Origin of the sequence: Sphingomonas sp. Xoc002, from assembly GCF_050408055.1 — a bacterium.
Classification (GTDB): Bacteria; Pseudomonadota; Alphaproteobacteria; order Sphingomonadales; family Sphingomonadaceae; genus Sphingomonas; species Sphingomonas yabuuchiae.
In genome coordinates this window covers 1,160,001-1,176,383 of sequence record NZ_CP191175.1, presented here as the reverse complement: position 1 = coordinate 1,176,383, position 16,383 = coordinate 1,160,001, and the positions used below count along the sequence as shown (strand labels likewise).

The window sequence follows — 16,383 nt, the reverse complement described above, 5'->3', positions numbered from 1 at the left end:
CGCTTAGAGGCCACGGAAAGGGGCCGTCCGAAACGGCCCCTCCCGTCATCAGGCGGTGACGCCGTTGCCCGAAATGATCAGCGGGATGCCGATCTCATGCCGCGCGCCCAATGGCAGCGTGACTTCCAGTGCCTCGGCGGTGCGCTTGAACGGCAGCGGGCTATTGTCGCCCTGCAACGTCACCCGCTGGATCTGGCCCGGCATGGTCGGGTTGCCCTGCGCCAGCAGGGTCATGCGCGCGATATTGTCCTCGGGCCAGCCCATCACCAGCGCATGGAGATTGCCGTTGCGCGTCACATATCGCACGTCGCGTGCGGTGTAAGCCGACTTGGGACCGCCTTCGGAGAAATTGCCCGAATTGCCGCGCGTCGGGCCCTCACCGTTCAGCTTCCAGGGGCGGCTGGCATAGATCGCCTCGCCATAACGGCCCATCCATTCGGCGATATCGTTGACGATTCTCTCTTCCTTGTCGTCGATCGTCCCGTCGCCGCGCATCGGCACCGACAGCATCAGATTGCCATTCTTCGACACCACGTCGCACAAGGTGTGGATGACGGTCGCCGCCGACTTGTAGCCGTCGTTCCGATAAGTCTCGATATCATAATGCCAGTTGCCGATGCAGGTGTCGGTCTGCCACGGGAAGCGCTCGATGTAATTCTTGCCGCCACGCTCGACATCGTCGACGATGCCCGTGCGCCGCTGCGGCGGCGTCATCTTGCTGGTGACGACGGCTTCCAGGCGGCCGCCATTCCACTGCATCGACTGGTTGTAGAACCAGGATGTGAAATCCAGGCCATATTGCTCGAGCGGCAGGTCGAAATTGTCGAAATAGACCATGTCCGGCTGGTATTTCTGGACCAGATCCTTGGCGCGGAGCAGCCAGTTGGGCGCGAAGTTCGAGCCCGCCGGAACCCCCTCGTTCCACAGGCGGTCGGTCGCCTCGTGCCAGGCATTGGCTTCCGCCTCGGTACGGATGCCATCGGGCATCGGCATGTGGCGGCCGGTATAAAGCTGCTGCGGGTCGAGCCCTTCCCACCATTGCCCGCGCCCTTGCGCGGCGGTCAGCTTATAGGCGTCATAGCGTTCACCCGCGCGCGGACCGGTCGGGTCGTAGCCATAAGCGGGCTGGTTCCAGTGCCAGGCATGGGCCGAATGGTTCGACACGGCGAAGCGCAGACCCCGCGCGCGTGCGCCCTTGGCCCATTCGCCGACGATATCCCGGCGCGGTCCCACCCGCGTCGTATTCCATGCATGATATTTGGAATCATAGGCGTCGAGATTGTCGTGATGGTTGGCCAGCGCCATGAAGTATTTCGCGCCCGCCTTCTTGTAGAGGTCGAGCAAGCGGCCGGGGTCCCAGCGGTCCGCCTTCCACTTGTTCTGAATCTGCATGAAGCCGACATCGGCCGGGTGGCCATAGGTCTTCAGGTGATGGTTGTAGGCGCGGCTGCCGGGCAGATACATCTCGCGGGCATACCAGTCGCCCTGTTCGGGCACGCACTGCGCGGTCCAGTGCGCCCACATGCCGAACTTGGCGTCGCGGAACCAGTCGGGCACGCTGTAGCCAGCCGTCAGTGACGCCCAATCCGGCGTGAAGCGCGAGGGCGGCGGCACCTTCAGCGCACGCCCCGCTCCCATGGCCTGCGGCGCCGTCGGCACCGCCGAGGCCGCTGCGGGCGCCAGTGCCGCCGCCGCAACTGCGCCCCCGATCATCTCGCGTCTGTTCGCCTTCATCCCTCGCTCTCCCTGCCATCGATCCGGTCGCTCGCACCGGCACTTTCAAGTCCGTCCGCTCGGGTTACGTCACCCGCCCTGCTCTCTTCTGTGAAAGCATTATGTTATAAGCGCGATCATAATTCACATTTGTCGGAGTTTGCAAGGCGTGTCGGAGCAGGCGTGACAGTGCACCAAGTCGTCTGTCCTCTTGTCCATCCGAAACTACCGCACCGCACCATGCAATCGATGACTGTAATCGGGTTATCTCGCTTTGCCATCGAGACCCGGTTTTCTAATCGCGCCCCGCAACACGAATAACAGACCAAAGGGGCCCCATGCCGATTGCACCCGTTTCCCTGATCGCGATGATGGCCGCGCTGACCAGCGCGCCGCAGCAGACCGACCGCCCCCAGCCCAAGGCGCCGACCGCCGCCAAGACCGTGACGCAAGACCCGCCCGCGCCGGTCGCCGCCCGGCCCGGCGGCATGACGAACCGCGACTGGTGGCCCAGCCGCCTCGACCTGACGGCGCTGCGCCAACATGAGGACACCCGCGCCAATCCCTACGGGGCGGACTATGACTATGTGAAGGAGTTCAACAGCCTGGACCTGGAGGCGGTCAAAGCCGACATCCGCCGCGTCCTGCACACGTCGCAGCCCTGGTGGCCGTCCGACTATGGCAATTACGGCCCCTTCTTCATCCGTATGGCCTGGCACAGCGCGGGCACCTATCGCGTCGGTGACGGGCGCGGCGGTTCGGACGGTGGCGAGCAGCGCTTCGACCCGCTGAACAGCTGGCCGGACAATGTCAGCCTGGACAAGGCCCGCCGCCTGGTCTGGCCGATCAAGCAGAAATACGGCCGCAAGCTCAGCTGGGGCGACCTGATGGTGCTCAGCGGCAATGTCGCGCTGGAGGATATGGGCTTCAAGACGGTCGGCTTTGCCGGTGGTCGTGTCGATGCGTGGCAGCCGGACGTCGTCTACTGGGGCCCCGAGACCAAGATGATGGGCACCGAGCGCACCAAGGCGGACGGCACGCTGAAGCGTCCGCTGGCGGCGACCACCATGGGCCTCATCTACGTCAACCCGGAAGGGCCGAACGGCAATCACGATCCGATCGGTGCCGCCGCCGATATCCGCCGCGCCTTCGGCAACATGGCGATGAACGACGAGGAGACGCTGGCGCTGATCGCGGGCGGTCACACCTTCGGCAAGGCGCATGGCGCACATGCCCAAAAGCCGTGCCTCGGCGCCGAGCCGACCGCGGGTGCCATCGAACAGCAGGGCCTGGGCTGGGCTAACACGTGCGGCAAGGGCAATGCCCAAGACACGATCACTTCGGGCCTGGAGGGCGCCTGGTCGGCGACGCCCACCCAGTTCACCACCCAATATATCGACAATCTGCTCAACTATGACTGGGTGAAGACCAAGAGCCCGGCGGGCGCCACCCAGTGGATTCCGACCGATCCGGCGGCGGCGCAACTGGTGCCCGACGCGCATCTGCCGGGTGTCCGCCACGCGCCGATCATGTTCACCACCGACATGGCGCTGAAGGACGATCCGGCCTTCCGCAAGATTCTGGAGAGCTGGCAGAAGAACCCCGACCTGTTCGCCCAGGCCTTCGCGCGCGCGTGGTTCAAGCTGACCCATCGCGACCTCGGCCCGCGTGCCCGCTATCTGGGCAAGGACGTGCCGACCGAGTCCTATGTCTGGCAGGACGTCCTGCCCGCCGCCAGCTTCGCCCCGATCGGTATGGAGGATCAGGCCCGGCTGAAGGCGATGGTCCTGGCATCGGGCCTGTCGGGGCCGGCGCTGATCCGCACCGCCTGGGCCTCGGCCTCGACCTTCCGCAGCACCGATATGCGCGGCGGGGCGAACGGCGCGCGCCTGCGCCTGGACCCGCAACAGGGCTGGGCGGTCAACGATCCGGCCGAGTTGAAGACGGTGCTGGCCAGGCTGACCGCGATCCGGAAGGACTTCGCGCGCAGCGGACGGCAGGTGTCGATGGCCGACCTGATCGTGCTGGGCGGTAATGCGGCGGTCGAGCAGGCCGCGCGGGCCGGGGGCATGACGGTCAGCGTGCCGTTCAAGCCCGGCCGCGTCGACGCCACCCAGGCGCAGACCGACCCCATGTCCTTTGCCCATCTGGAACCGGTCGCCGATGGCTTCCGCAACTATTACGGGCCTAAGGCGGAAGTCAGCGCGCCCGAGGCGCTGGTCGACAAGGCGGACTCGCTGGACCTGACCGTGCCGGAAATGACCGTACTGGTCGGCGGGATGCGCGCGCTGGCCGCCAATAGCGGCGGGTCGAAGAACGGCGTGCTGACGACCCGTCCGGGAACGCTGAGCAACGACTTCTTCGTCAACCTGCTGAGCATGGACACGGTGTGGACCAAGTCGGCGACGCCGGGCCTGTACGAGGGCAAGGACCGCGCGACGGGCGCCGCCCGCTGGACCGCGACGCCGGTCGACCTGATCTTCGGATCGAACTCCGAATTGCGCGCCGTGGCGGAGGTCTATGCCGCCGACGACGCCAGGGAGAAGTTCGTGAACGACTTCGTCGCCTCCTGGACGAAGGTCATGGACGCGGATCGCTTCTGATCTCCGAAAGCCCGGCAAGGTCCAGCCTCGCCGGGCTTTTCAACCATTCGTCGCCCCAAAGCGCAAGGTGATGCGCAGGCCGGGCCGGGTATTCACGATCTCCACCGTCGCATCGAGGCGCGACGCGGCCGAGCGGACGATGGCGAGGCCCAGCCCGCTGCCCTCGCTGTCGCGTGCGGTCGACAGGCGGGTAAAGCGCTCGCCCAGCCGGGCCAGTTCCGCATCGGGCAGGCCCGGGCCGTCATCGGCCACGTCGATCCTGATCCCCTGCCCCGCTTCGTCCGACACCGTCAGCATCACCTGACCGCCGCGCCGATTATAGCGGATCGCATTGTCGAGCAGGTTGGACAGGATTTCGAACAGCAAGGTGCGGTGGCTGGCGATCACGATGTCGGCGGGTGCGTCGAGATGGATTTCCACCCCCGCCTCGATCGCCTGCGCGATACGGCGGTTGATGACCGCGACCGCCACTTCGCGCAGGTCGACCCGTTCGCGCGGCGGCGCGACGCCCGCCTCCTCGGCGCGCGCCAGGGCCAGCAACTGCTTCACCAGATGTTCCAGCCGGTCCGCGGCGTCGGCGATCTCGCCCAGCGCCGCCGGACTGCCGCGCCGCGCCAGCGCCACCTGCACCTTCAACACCGCCAGCGGCGTGCGCATCTGGTGCGAGGCATCGGCGGTAAAACGCCGCATGCCCGCCGTCGCGCTGTCCAGCCGGGCGAGCAGATGGTTGAACGCATCGGCCAGCGGGCGAAGCTCGACCGGCAACGGCCCGGTGTCGAGCGGCGACAAATCCGGCGTCGCGCGCGTGTCCCGCGCCGCCACCGCCCCGCGCAGCCCCGCCAGCGGCCGCAGGCTCCAGGCCAGCGCCGGGCGGATCAGCAACATGGCCACGCCCACCAGCAGCAACTCGCCCAGCAGCAGCGCGATCACCAACCGCCGTTGCAGCGCGCGGCGACCGTCCAGCGTCTCGGCCACCTGCACGATCACCGGCGCGTCGATCCGCGGCAGCGCGCGGCGCACCTCGGCGATACGGATATCCTGGTCACGGTAGCGCGCGAAGCGGAAGCGCGGCGTGTCGAGCGCCAGTTCGGCGATGTTCGGCGCGGACAGATCGGCATAGCCGGTCAGCAGACGCCCGCCCACCGCGATCCGGTAATAGACATTGTCGCGCTCGCTATTCTCGAGCATGCCGAAGGCGGCGGCGGGCAGGTCCAGCGTCACTTCGCCGCGCTCTACCTGCACCGTCTCGGCCACCGCGCCCAGCGCGCCGCCGAGCACCCGGTCGTTGGTCCGGCGGACCACATCGGCGATCAGCGTCGCCCCCGCCAGCCCCAGCAGCACCGCGATCGCCAGCATCGGCGCCAGCATCGCGGCAAGCAGCCGGGTACGCAGCGCTACGGCACGCCCGCGCGGCGGCTTAATGGGCATCGAGCATATAGCCGACCCCGCGCACGGTGCGGATCGCCGGACCGTCGGGGGCCAGCTTGCCGCGCAGCCGGGTGATGTTCACCTCGATCGCATTGGGCCCGACCGGCTCGTCATAGCCGAACACCTCGGATTGCAGCGTCTCGCGCGGCACGATCTGCCCCGCGCGGGTGGCCAGCGCGTCGAGCACCGCCCATTCGCGGCGACGCAGGTCGAGCGCCCGCGCCCCCACTCGCGCGGCGCCGCGCGAACGATCGAGGACCAGCGCCCCGACGACCAGCTCGGGCGTCGGATCGCCGCCGCGCCGCCGCCCCAGCGCCCGGATACGCGCCTCCAGTTCCTCCGGCGCGAAGGGCTTTCGCAGATAATCGTCCGCGCCCAGGTCCAGCCCGCGCACCCGGTCGTCCAGCGCATCGCGCGCGGTCAGCATCATCACCGGCACGCGGTTACCCTGGCGCCGCAGCGTCTGGAGTACCGAAAAACCGTCGATATCCGGCAATCCGACATCCAGGACGACCAGCGCATAGGCCTCGTCCGCCGCGACCATCAACGCATCCTCGCCGGTCGCGACATGATCGACCGCATGTCCCGCCGCGCGGAGCAGCGCGACGATCCCGCGTGCCAGCGCCGCATCATCCTCGACGATCAGAATCCGCATGACGCAGCCCTTCCGTGAAAGGCGGATGACAGCTTGGCGGGATAGTCCATGGCATTGAGCTTACCCGAACTCAGAGGCGGGAAGCGAGAGGACCTGAACGATGCGAATGGTAATTCTATCGATGCTGATGCTGGGTGCCGTCGTGCCCGCTCGCGCCGATGCGCAGCGCCCGGCCGGTTATCCCCGCTCCTATGACGCGCTGGTCGCCAATGCGCGCGGCGAGCGTTTGGTGCGCATCTATGGCAATGCCGACACCGCCGCGATGCAGCCGCTGATCGCGGCCTTTCGCCGCACCTATCCCGGCGTCCAGGTGCGCTATGACGATCTGGAATCGAGCACCATCTATGACCGCGTCGTCGGCGAGGCGCGGGGCAAGGCAGCAGGGGCAGATGTCGTCTGGTCGTCGGCGATGGACCTCCAGGCCAAGCTGATCAACGACGGCTATGCGCAAGCCTATCTCAGTCCCGAAAAGCCCGCGCTCCCCGCCACGGCGGTGTGGAAGAATATGGGTTATGGCGTCACCGCCGAACCGGTCGCCTTCGTCGTCAACCGCCGCCTGATCCCCGCCGGACAGGTGCCGCGCACGCACGAGGCGTTCGAACGACTGCTCCGCACCCGTCGCGCCCAGCTGATAGGCAAGGTCGCGACCTATGACCCCGCCCGGTCCAATGTCGGTTATCTCTACCTGACCGAGGATCATGCGATCACCCGCGACACCCGCTCGCTGGTGCAGGCGATCGCGGCGACCCGGCCGATGCTGTCGCGCACCACCGAGCCGATGCTGGATGCGGTGTCGGCGGGGCGGATCGCCATCGCGTACAATGTCGTCGGCCCCTACGCCCTGACCCGTGCGATGCGCGACCCGAACATCCGGGTGGTCTTCCCGCGCGACTATACGATCGTCGCCTCGCGCGTCGCCTTCATTGCGCGCGATGCCCGGCATCCGGCGGCGGCGCGACTGTTCCTCGACTTCCTGCTGTCGCGCACCGGGCAGACGCTGCTCGCCCGGCAATGGCTGCTGCCGGTGCGCGCCGATGTCCGTGCACCCCGCCTGTCCGCCGAACAGCAACGCCCGATCCGCGTCGGGCCGCAGCTTCTCGTCAATCTCGACACGATCAAGCGCCGCCGCTTCCTGGCCGACTGGCGCGCCACTCTTGCTCAAGAGGCCCCCAAATGATGACCCCGATCCGAACCGCCACCGCGCTGGTCGCCTTGTTGGCCGCCACCCCCGCGCTCGCCCAGACGCCAAGCAACGACGACCTCGCCGCTCTGGTCCGCCAGCAGGCCGCCGAGATCGCGACCCTGCGCGCCCGGCTAGACCGGCTGGAGGGTACGACCGCCGCCGCGCCCGCTCCGGTCACCGCTCCTGCCCCGATCACCCCGCCCGCGCCGCAACTGGCGCAAAGCGACACGATCGGCCGCGATACCGTCACCCGCCCCTTCGCGCCGCAGCTGGTCCCCCCCGGCCCCGCCGAACGCGACGTCGCGCAGGCGCGGCAGGCCAATGCGGCGGGGGTCACCACCGAATGGGGTGCGGGCCTGCCCGTCTTCCACTCGGCCGACGGCATCTACACTTTCAAGCCGCGCGGCCGCATCCTGACCGATGTCAGCTCGACCTTCGGATCGGCCTATGACGGGCGCAACATCACGACGACCGGCATGCGCGCGCTGCGCCTGGGTCTGGAAGGCGGGGTCGGCACCCATTTCTTCTACCAGTTCGAGTCCGACTTCTCGGAGAACGAAGTCGATATCGTCACCGCCTTTATCGGCTGGCGCAACCGCATCCGACCGGGCCTGGATTACGACCTGCGCGCCGGGCATCTGTTCAACGATCGCGGGTTCGAAGGTTCGACGGGATCGGACTCGACGCCGTTCATGGAGCGCACCGTCGTCTCCACCGCGATCATCCCGCAGCGCGGCTTCTATGGCGTCGGCATCATGCCACGCCTGTTCTGGAAGACCGGCCACGCCTCGCTGACGCTGACCGGCGACCGGATCGATGGCAACCAGGGCGGCAATGACAGCCGCACGGTGCTGGGCCGCGCGCACTGGAACCCGATCAAGAGCGACCATTCGGTCCTGCATGTCGGCCTATGGGGTTTCGACGAGGCGCTGTCCGCCAGCGCGACCACGCTGACGCGCAACACGGTGATCGGTGGCCGCTTCAACGGCGCGCTGCGCGTGTCGACCGGCGCGCTGCTGGGCGGGCGCAGCACGACTGGCTATGGTGCCGAGCTGGGCGGCTATGTCGGCCCGGTCTGGATCATGGCCGAAGCGGGCGAGCGCCGTGCGCGCCTGACCGGCGGACGCCCCGACTTCCTCAGCAAGGCATGGAGCCTGTCGGGCGGCTGGTTCGTCACCGGCGACCTGCCCCCCTATAACCCGCGTCTCGGCAGCTTCGGCCAGCCGCGCGTCCTGAAGCCGATCTTCGAGGGCGGACCGGGCGCGATCGAGCTCACCGCGCGCTACGAAAATCTCGACTATACCAGTCTCTTGACCGGCGGGCGCGGCTGGGCCGCCACGGCAGGCGTGAACTGGTATCTCAACAGCTTCACCCGGCTCCAGTTCAACTGGGTCCATTGGGACACCGACAATCGCGCAGGGACCTATACCGGCCCCGACAGCGGCGAGACGATCGGCACCCGCATCGCCGTCACCTTCTAAACGCCCCTTTCTCCTCTCACGGAGCATCCTTCGATGGATCTTGCCCTGCTTGGCTTCCTGATGGTCGCCACCTTCATGACGCTCATCATGACGAAGCGGATGACCCCGCTCGTCGCGCTGATCGTCGTGCCCACCGCCTTCGCTCTGATCGCCGGTTTCGCCTCGGGCCTCGGCGACATGATGATCGACGGCATCAAGAACCTCGCGCCGACCGGCGTGATGCTGCTGTTCGCCATCCTGTTCTTCTCGATCATGACCGATACCGGGCTGTTCGATCCGCTGGTCAACCGGCTGCTTCGGGTCGTGCACGGCGATCCGATGGCGATCCTGATCGGCACGGTCGTACTATGCGCGATCGTCAGCCTGGATGGCGACGGGTCGACGACCTACATCATCACCATTGCCGCGCTGCTGCCGCTGTACAAGCGGTACGACATGAACCGGCTGTACCTGTGCTGCCTGCTCATGAGCACCAGCGGCATCATGAACCTGACGCCTTGGGGCGGTCCGACCGCCCGCGCCGCCAGCGCGCTGAAGCTCGATCCCGCGACGCTGTTCCTGCCGCTGATCCCCGGCATGATCGCGGGCCTCGCCTTCCTGATCGGCCTGGCGATCTGGTTCGGCCGCAAGGAGCGTCGCCGCATCGGCCATGTGAAGTCGAACGAGCCGACCGCCTTCACCGGCATGGCCGTGTCGCAATTCCCGGAGGCGCGCCGCCCGCATCTGCGCTGGTTCAACGGTGCGCTGACCCTGGCGCTGATCGCGGGGCTGGTCTCGGGCATCCTGCCGTTGTCGGTGCTGATGATGCTGGCCTTCGCCATCGCCATGATCGTCAACTATCCGCAGGTCGCCGAGCAGAAGGAGCGGATCGCCGCCCATGCCGGTAACGTTCTGTCGGTCGTCTCGCTGATCTTCGCCGCCGGTATCTTTACCGGCATCCTGTCCGGCTCCGGCATGGTCGAGGCGATGAGCAAGGAAGTCGTCGGCTTCATCCCGCCGGTCCTGGGGCCCTATATGGCGCCGATCACCGCGATGCTCAGCCTGCCCTTCACCTTCTTCATCTCCAACGACGCCTTCTATTTCGGAATGCTGCCGATCCTGGCGGAGGCAGGCGCGCATTACGGCGTGTCGCCGATGGCGATCGCGCGTGCCTCGCTGATGGGCCAGCCGGTCCATCTGCTCAGCCCGCTGGTGCCGTCGACCTATCTGCTGGTCAGCCTGGCGGGCATCGACCTCGCCGATCACCAGCGCTTCACGCTGGTTCCGGCCGCCATGGTGTGCGTGGTGATGACGCTGGTCGGGATGGCCGTCCTCGCCTTCCCGCTGGTGAGCTGATCCGATGGCAACGCTCTGGCAGCATATCGTCGCCGACTTCGCCGCGATCGGCTCTCCGGCCGCGCTCGCCGCCTTTGCCCAGGTCGTCATGATCGACGTGTTGCTGGCCGCCGACAACGCTATCGTCGTCGGCGCGCTGGCGGCCGGGCTGCCCCCCGCGATGCGGCGCAAGGTGATCCTGGTAGGGGTCATCGCCGCGCTCGTCCTGCGTATCGGTTTCGCGCTGGTGGTGACGCAGTTGCTCCAGATCGTCGGGCTGGTACTGGCGGGCGGATTGCTGCTGGTCTGGGTCGCCTGGAAGATGTGGCGCGAGCTGCGCGGCGGTGCGGGCGAGGACGATCCCCTCGCCGAACAGGCGCCGCGCCGCTTCTGGGCCGCCGCCTGGGCGGTGGCGGTCGCCGACATCTCGATGAGCCTCGACAATGTCCTGGCGGTCGCGGGCGCGGCGCGCGACCATCCCGGCATCCTCGCCATCGGCCTGATTCTGTCGGTCGCGCTGATGGGCCTCGCCGCCAATATCCTGGCGCGCGTGATCGAGCGCTATCGCTGGCTCGCCTATGTCGGACTGCTCGTCATCCTGTGGGTCGCGGGCAAGATGATCTGGGAGGGGCTGACCGACCCGGCACGCGGCCTCCTGACCCTGTTCACCTGACGCCTCCGCGCAACCTCATTCTTCGGGAGACATAGCCATGATCCGCAACGCGCCGCCCCTCGTCCTGTTGCCCGCCATGGGATGCGACGGGCAGCTCTGGGCCCGGCAGGTCGTCGGCCTCAGCGACATCACCCATCCGATGCTGGGCGACCTGACCGTCGACGACACGCTGGAGGCGATGGCGACGCGCGTGCTGGCCCATGCCCCGCCGCGCTTCACGGTCGCGGGCGTCAGCCTGGGCGGCTATGTCGCGCTGGAGATCGTCCGGCAGGCCCCCGAGCGGGTGCAACGCGTGGCACTGTTCGGCACCCGCGCCTCGATGCAGATGCGCCCGCGCACCGTCGCCGATCAGGGCCTGCTCGCCACCGCGCCGCACGCGGACCCGACCCTGACCCCGATCGTGAGCGGCCCGGTGCAGGCCATGGCCGAGCGCGTCGGTACGGCGGTGTTCGAGCGGCAGCAGCGTGCCCTGCTCGCCCGGCCCGATATCGGCCCGGCCATCGCGGCGGTCCGGGTGCCGACACTGGTCGCGGTGGGCGATCGCGACCGCATCTGCCTGCCCACCGATGCGCGCGAGCTGGCGGATCGCATCACCGGTGCGCGCTTTCACGAAATCCGCAATTGCGGCCATCTGGCCCCGATCGAGCGCCCCGGCGAGGTAACCATGTTGCTGCGCGACTGGTTGCAGGGCTGACCGCGCGTCGCCGCGCTGCCGCAAACCATGGTTGCGCCCCCAAGCTATCGACGTTACTGCGAGTCGATAGCGATAAGGGGGTTAAGCCATGAATGTCTTGAACGGTGTGGCCAGCCTGGCCGCCTTGCTGATCTGTGCGCCCGCCATGGCGGGCACGACGGATCCCATCGGGGACACCCCTCCCCCCGGCGAGGACATCGTCGTGACCGGGCGGGCGCAGCATCTCTACCGCGTCGATACGACGACCGTCGGCAAGACGGCCGAAGACCCGCTGAACATTCCGCAGGCTCTTCAGGTCATCAACCAGGAGCTGTTCACCGATCAGGGCGCGCGCGACGCGACCGATATCTATCGCAACATCTCGGGCGTCAGCGCCTTCAGCTATGCGGGCATCACCTTTCGCGGCTTCCGGCAGGACCAGTCCTTCTATGACGGCCAGCGCGGCAATCCCTTTATCGGCTTTTCGGTGCCGCAATTGTTCACCGTCAGCCGGGTCGAGGTGCTGAAGGGACCGGCGGGCCTGTTCTTCGGCCCCGGCTCGCCCGGCGGCATCATCAACTATGTCTCCAAGACGCCCAGCGAGGTCAGTGCGTTGCGCACGGTCGCGACGCTGGGCAATTACGGTCGCGCGGGCATCTCGTCCGAGGCGACGGGCAAGGTCGATGCGAACGGCGTCGTCACCTATCGGCTCGGCGGCTTCTATGAGGGGATGACGCCCTTCCGCTACAACACGAAGAATACGTCGCTGATCGGCGATGGCGGCCTGTCCTTCCGCACCAACCAGGGCGGCAAGCTGACCGTGCAGGCCACGGTCTACGACAATTTCCTGCGCGGCAATCGCCTGCGCGGCGTGCCGGTCGACAATGACGGCAATTTCCTGGGCGATATCCGCTGGAACGCCAACGAGCCCACCGACTTCCTCCATTTGAAGTCGCAAGCCTATCAGGCGCGCTACGCCACCGATATCGGTAGTGCGATCACCTTCGACGCGGGCGCGCGCTACTTTCAGGCGACGGAAACCCAGCAATATCACGAGGCACGCGGTTTCGTGAGCGGCAGTTCCGACCTGATCGCGCGCGAGTTTCGCGATCAGATCCGCGACGTCGACGGCCTGTCCTTCATAGCCAACGCCACCGCGAAGGTGCCGTTGTTCGGCATGGTCCACAAATTCCAGGCGGGCGCCGACTGGTATGACGAGACCAGCATCTTCAATTCGCGCATCGTGCGTTCGGGCGTGACGCCGCTGAGCCTCAGCAATCCGGTCTACACCGTGACCGGCCGCGACGTGGCCCGCGCTGCCGCCCTGCCCTTCGAGACGTCGAATACGCGCAGCCGGCGCACCGGTGCCTATCTGCAGGACCAGATCACCGTCACCGACGCGCTGCTGCTGGTGGGCGGGGTCCGTTACGACCGGTTCGACGACACCGTGGCGACCAACCGTCGCCGCGGCGGGCCGCCCACAAACGACACCTATGGCGACGGCCGCTTCACCTATCGTGCCGGGGCGATCGCCAAGCCGCGCAAGGACGTGTCGCTTTACGCCAGTTGGTCAGGCAGCTTCGAGCCGCAGAGCCCGGCCAGCCAGAATCCCGATGCGGGCGGCCCCTTCGCCCCGGTCACGGGCGGGCAGATCGAAGGCGGCGTCAAATCGATGCTCCTGGGCGGGCGGCTTCAGGCCAATGCGGCCATCTATCGGATCGTCCGCCGCAACATGCTTCAGGTCGACCCCAGCCTGGCCCCCGTCAACGGGCAGGACCAGCTCCGCCCCATCGGCCAGGTGACGAGCAAGGGGTTCGAGATCGATCTGGCGACCGACATCACGCCCGACTGGGTGCTGATGGCCAATTATGCCTATAACGACGCCCGGATCACCGGCACCGTTCCGGGCCAGTCGCTGACCAATGCCGTCGGCAACCGCTTCGCCAATGCGCCGCAGCACCAGCTCGGCTTCTGGACCCGGTATCAAATCGCCCCGATCGGCACCGCCATCGGCTTTGGCGGCGAATATCTGTCGAGCCGGATCAGCCTCGCTGGCCAGGCGGTGCAGCCCTATACGATCTTCGATGCCTCGATCACCAAGTCGCTGGGCATTATGGAATTGATGCTGCGCGTCGATAATCTGTTCGACAAACGCTACGCTGCCTCCGGCTTCTCGCTGCAAAGCGGTAGTTTCCCGGGCGAACCGAGGACCGTGCTGGCGGAATTGCGATTCCGGTTCTGATCGAGGGCCGATCGGGTGCGGGGCGACGCCCCGGCGCTGAAGAGCTTTGCGAGCGGTTTGGTGCCGACGGTGACGGCGCATCTGAACATGGCGAAGGGTCTGAAGGCTTAAGGCAGGGTTGCGGCGTTATCGGGCTGCGGATCGGCGGGAGGGGCGGACAAGGCGAAGGCCATGTCCGTCTCTTTTCGCATGGGGCAAGGTGGCCGCGTGATGCGTGATGCCGTGTTCAGCCGGGGCTGAGGGCGTCGTATGCCCCAAACGCCGACGCCGCCCGTGGGGGCGGCGAGTGGTGTGTGGTGATGGTTGCGGGGGCAGGATTTGAACCTGCGGCCTTCAGGTTATGAGCCTGACGAGCTACCGGGCTGCTCCACCCCGCGACGCTTTGGAAGGTGGTGAGACGAGTGAATGGGTTTTTGTATTCGCGGGCTGTAATGCCTGGCGACGCCCTACTCTTCCACTGCTTGAGCAGTAGTACCATTGGCGCAGTCGGGTTTCACGGCCGAGTTCGGGATGGGATCGGGTGGGACACCGACGCTATGGCCACCAGGCAATAGAGTCCGCGAATAACAATCCCCATCAAGTGGTATTTGATGGGGTCCCCGAGGAGAGGAGGCCTCGCTTCGGGGAGTGTGGGTATAAAATCGATGCACCTGGCTTGGGGATTATGACCGCACCCTGCCATCGTAGCCCAGGGCTGATGGTGGGGGTGTGGAGCTCTCAAGCGCGAATAGGACAATTAGTATCGGTTAGCTCCATGCGTTACCGCACTTCCACATCCGATCTATCGAGGTCGTGGTCTTCGACCGTCCTGAGAAATCTTATCTTGAGGGAGGCTTCCCGCTTAGATGCTTTCAGCGGTTATCCCGTCCGTACATAGCTACCCTGCTGCGCCGTTGGCACGACGACAGGTACACCAGAGGTACGTTCAACCCGGTCCTCTCGTACTAGGGTCAACTCCTCTCAAATTTCGACGCCCACGGCAGATAGGGACCAAACTGTCTCGCGACGTTCTGAACCCAGCTCACGTACCACTTTAATTGGCGAACAGCCAAACCCTTGGGACCTGCTCCAGCCCCAGGATGTGATGAGCCGACATCGAGGTGCCAAACAACCCCGTCGATATGAGCTCTTGGGGGTTATCAGCCTGTTATCCCCGGCGTACCTTTTATCCGTTGAGCGATGGCCCTTCCACGAGGGACCACCGGATCACTATGACCGACTTTCGTCTCTGCTCGACTTGTCAGTCTCGCAGTCAGGCTGGCTTATGCCATTGCACTCTAACAGCCGGTTTCCAACCGGCCTGAGCCAACCTTCGCGCGCCTCCGTTACTCTTTAGGAGGCGACCGCCCCAGTCAAACTACCCGCCACAGAGGGTCCCTGTACCGGTTTCACGGTACGAGGTTAGACATTAAACAACAACAGGGTGGTATTTCACCTATGGCTCCACATCGGCTGGCGCCAATGCTTCAAAGCCTCCCACCTATGCTACACAGTTCTTGTCCAATGCCACTCTGAAGCTGCAGTAAAGGTGCACGGGGTCTTTCCGTCTAACCGCGGGTACTCCGCATCTTCACGGAGAATTCAATTTCGCTGAGCATGTCCTGGAGACAGTGGGGAAGTCGTTACGCCATTCGTGCAGGTCGGAACTTACCCGACAAGGAATTTCGCTACCTTAGGACCGTTATAGTTACGGCCGCCGTTTACCTGGGCTTCATTTCAGAGCTTGCACTCCTCCACTTAACCTTCAGGCACCGGGCAGGCGTCAGGCCCTATACGTCGTCTTGAAGCCGACTTAGCAGAGCCCTGTGTTTTTGCTAAACAGTCGCTACCCCCTGGCCTGTGCCCCCCATGAGAGCTTGCGCTTACATGGGGCCTCCTTCTTCCGAAGGTACGGAGGCAATTTGCCGAGTTCCTTCAGGACACTTCTCTCAAGCGCCTTGGTATACTCTACCTGACCACCTGTGTCGGTTTCGGGTACGGTCTATACGGTGGGGCTATTTCCCGGGACAGTTTCGAAGCCTGACCAATCCGATAAGGTCAGACAACACACACCATCCGTCACACACCACCAGGCCCACGAATATTAACGTGGTTCCCATCGACTACCCCCTTCGGGCTCGTCTTAGGGGCCGGCTCACCCTGCGCGGATTAGCCTTGCGCAGGAACCCTTGGTCTTTCGGCGAGAGGGCATCTCACCCTCTTTATCGCTACTCATGTCTGCATTCGCACTTCCGATACCTCCACGACCCATTACCAGATCGCTTCGCAGGCTTACGGAACGCTCCGCTACCGCGTACACATGCGTGTACACCCTAAGCTTCGGTGCGTGTCTTGAGCCCCGTTACATCTTCGCCGCAGAAACCCTTGTTTAGACCAGTGAGCTGTTACGCTTTCTTTAAAGGATGGCTGCTTCTAAGC

Annotated in this window: 10 protein-coding genes, 1 tRNA gene and 2 rRNA genes (1 of these 13 cut by a window edge); 7 read left to right on the top strand and 6 right to left on the bottom strand. The window is 65.8% G+C overall.

Annotation, left to right across the window (positions count from 1 at the left end; translation table 11 throughout):
• Positions 1–48 precede the first annotated feature (48 nt).
• Complete coding sequence (locus tag ACQR50_RS05470) at positions 49–1,734, bottom strand: alpha-L-fucosidase (protein ID WP_428970108.1); 1,686 nt, start codon at positions 1,732–1,734, stop codon at positions 49–51.
• Between the two features lie 350 nt (positions 1,735–2,084).
• Between ACQR50_RS05470 and katG the strand changes: the two genes are divergently transcribed.
• Positions 2,085–4,316 (top strand): catalase/peroxidase HPI, encoded by a 2,232-nt coding sequence (gene katG, locus ACQR50_RS05465; protein WP_428970644.1) that lies wholly within the window; start codon positions 2,085–2,087, stop codon positions 4,314–4,316.
• A 39-nt stretch (positions 4,317–4,355) separates the two neighbouring features.
• Here the strand turns inward: katG and ACQR50_RS05460 are convergent, their stop codons facing one another.
• Together ACQR50_RS05460 and ACQR50_RS05455 are read right to left on the bottom strand one after the other, a co-directional pair.
• On the bottom strand, positions 4,356–5,744 hold the full coding sequence (locus ACQR50_RS05460) for a sensor histidine kinase (protein ID WP_428970107.1): 1,389 nt from the start codon (positions 5,742–5,744) through the stop codon (positions 4,356–4,358).
• Positions 5,734–6,399 carry a response regulator gene (locus tag ACQR50_RS05455; protein ID WP_428970106.1) on the bottom strand — a complete coding sequence of 222 codons (666 nt, stop codon included), beginning with the start codon at positions 6,397–6,399 and terminating at the stop codon, positions 5,734–5,736. Before ACQR50_RS05455 ends, ACQR50_RS05460 begins: the two co-directional genes overlap by 11 nt.
• A 100-nt stretch (positions 6,400–6,499) precedes the next feature.
• On the opposite strand from ACQR50_RS05455, the gene ACQR50_RS05450 reads away from it, so the two are divergent.
• The 6 genes from ACQR50_RS05450 (at position 6,500) to ACQR50_RS05425 (ending at position 13,965) form a co-directional block, all read left to right on the top strand.
• A complete protein-coding gene (locus ACQR50_RS05450; RefSeq protein ID WP_428970105.1) occupies positions 6,500–7,576 on the top strand; it encodes an ABC transporter substrate-binding protein in 1,077 nt (358 codons plus the stop codon).
• Complete coding sequence (locus ACQR50_RS05445) at positions 7,573–9,063, top strand: OprO/OprP family phosphate-selective porin (RefSeq protein ID WP_428970104.1); 1,491 nt, start codon at positions 7,573–7,575, stop codon at positions 9,061–9,063. Before ACQR50_RS05450 ends, ACQR50_RS05445 begins: the two co-directional genes overlap by 4 nt.
• 33 nt (positions 9,064–9,096) lie before the next feature.
• On the top strand, positions 9,097–10,398 hold the full coding sequence (locus ACQR50_RS05440) for a CitMHS family transporter (protein ID WP_428970103.1): 1,302 nt from the start codon (positions 9,097–9,099) through the stop codon (positions 10,396–10,398).
• A 4-nt stretch (positions 10,399–10,402) separates the two neighbouring features.
• Complete coding sequence (locus tag ACQR50_RS05435) at positions 10,403–11,050, top strand: YjbE family putative metal transport protein (protein ID WP_428970102.1); 648 nt, start codon at positions 10,403–10,405, stop codon at positions 11,048–11,050.
• Positions 11,051–11,087: 37 nt separating this feature from the next.
• Entirely contained in the window at positions 11,088–11,744 is a 657-nt protein-coding gene (locus ACQR50_RS05430) for an alpha/beta fold hydrolase (protein WP_428970101.1), read from the top strand.
• An 88-nt stretch (positions 11,745–11,832) separates the two neighbouring features.
• Complete coding sequence (locus tag ACQR50_RS05425; RefSeq protein ID WP_428970100.1) at positions 11,833–13,965, top strand: TonB-dependent siderophore receptor; 2,133 nt, start codon at positions 11,833–11,835, stop codon at positions 13,963–13,965.
• Between the two features lie 300 nt (positions 13,966–14,265).
• Here the strand turns inward: ACQR50_RS05425 and ACQR50_RS05420 are convergent.
• The 3 genes from ACQR50_RS05420 to ACQR50_RS05410 form a co-directional block, all read right to left on the bottom strand.
• Positions 14,266–14,342, bottom strand: a tRNA-Met gene (locus tag ACQR50_RS05420).
• A 56-nt stretch (positions 14,343–14,398) separates the two neighbouring features.
• Positions 14,399–14,513 (bottom strand): 5S ribosomal RNA (rrf, locus tag ACQR50_RS05415).
• 168 nt (positions 14,514–14,681) lie between these two features.
• Positions 14,682–16,383 (bottom strand): 23S ribosomal RNA (locus ACQR50_RS05410); it runs 1,121 nt beyond the window's last position.

Coding starts and splice junctions, on each gene's coding strand:
- ACQR50_RS05435 (WP_428970102.1), top strand. CDS start 10,403: ATGGCAACGCTCTGGCAGCATATCGTCGCCGACTTCGCCGCGATCGGC.
- ACQR50_RS05460 (WP_428970107.1), bottom strand. CDS start 5,744: ATGCCCATTAAGCCGCCGCGCGGGCGTGCCGTAGCGCTGCGTACCCGG.
- ACQR50_RS05445 (WP_428970104.1), top strand. CDS start 7,573: ATGATGACCCCGATCCGAACCGCCACCGCGCTGGTCGCCTTGTTGGCC.
- ACQR50_RS05430 (WP_428970101.1), top strand. CDS start 11,088: ATGATCCGCAACGCGCCGCCCCTCGTCCTGTTGCCCGCCATGGGATGC.
- katG (WP_428970644.1), top strand. CDS start 2,085: ATGGCCGCGCTGACCAGCGCGCCGCAGCAGACCGACCGCCCCCAGCCC.
- ACQR50_RS05455 (WP_428970106.1), bottom strand. CDS start 6,399: ATGCGGATTCTGATCGTCGAGGATGATGCGGCGCTGGCACGCGGGATC.
- ACQR50_RS05425 (WP_428970100.1), top strand. CDS start 11,833: ATGAATGTCTTGAACGGTGTGGCCAGCCTGGCCGCCTTGCTGATCTGT.
- ACQR50_RS05440 (WP_428970103.1), top strand. CDS start 9,097: ATGGATCTTGCCCTGCTTGGCTTCCTGATGGTCGCCACCTTCATGACG.
- ACQR50_RS05450 (WP_428970105.1), top strand. CDS start 6,500: ATGCGAATGGTAATTCTATCGATGCTGATGCTGGGTGCCGTCGTGCCC.
- ACQR50_RS05470 (WP_428970108.1), bottom strand. CDS start 1,734: ATGAAGGCGAACAGACGCGAGATGATCGGGGGCGCAGTTGCGGCGGCG.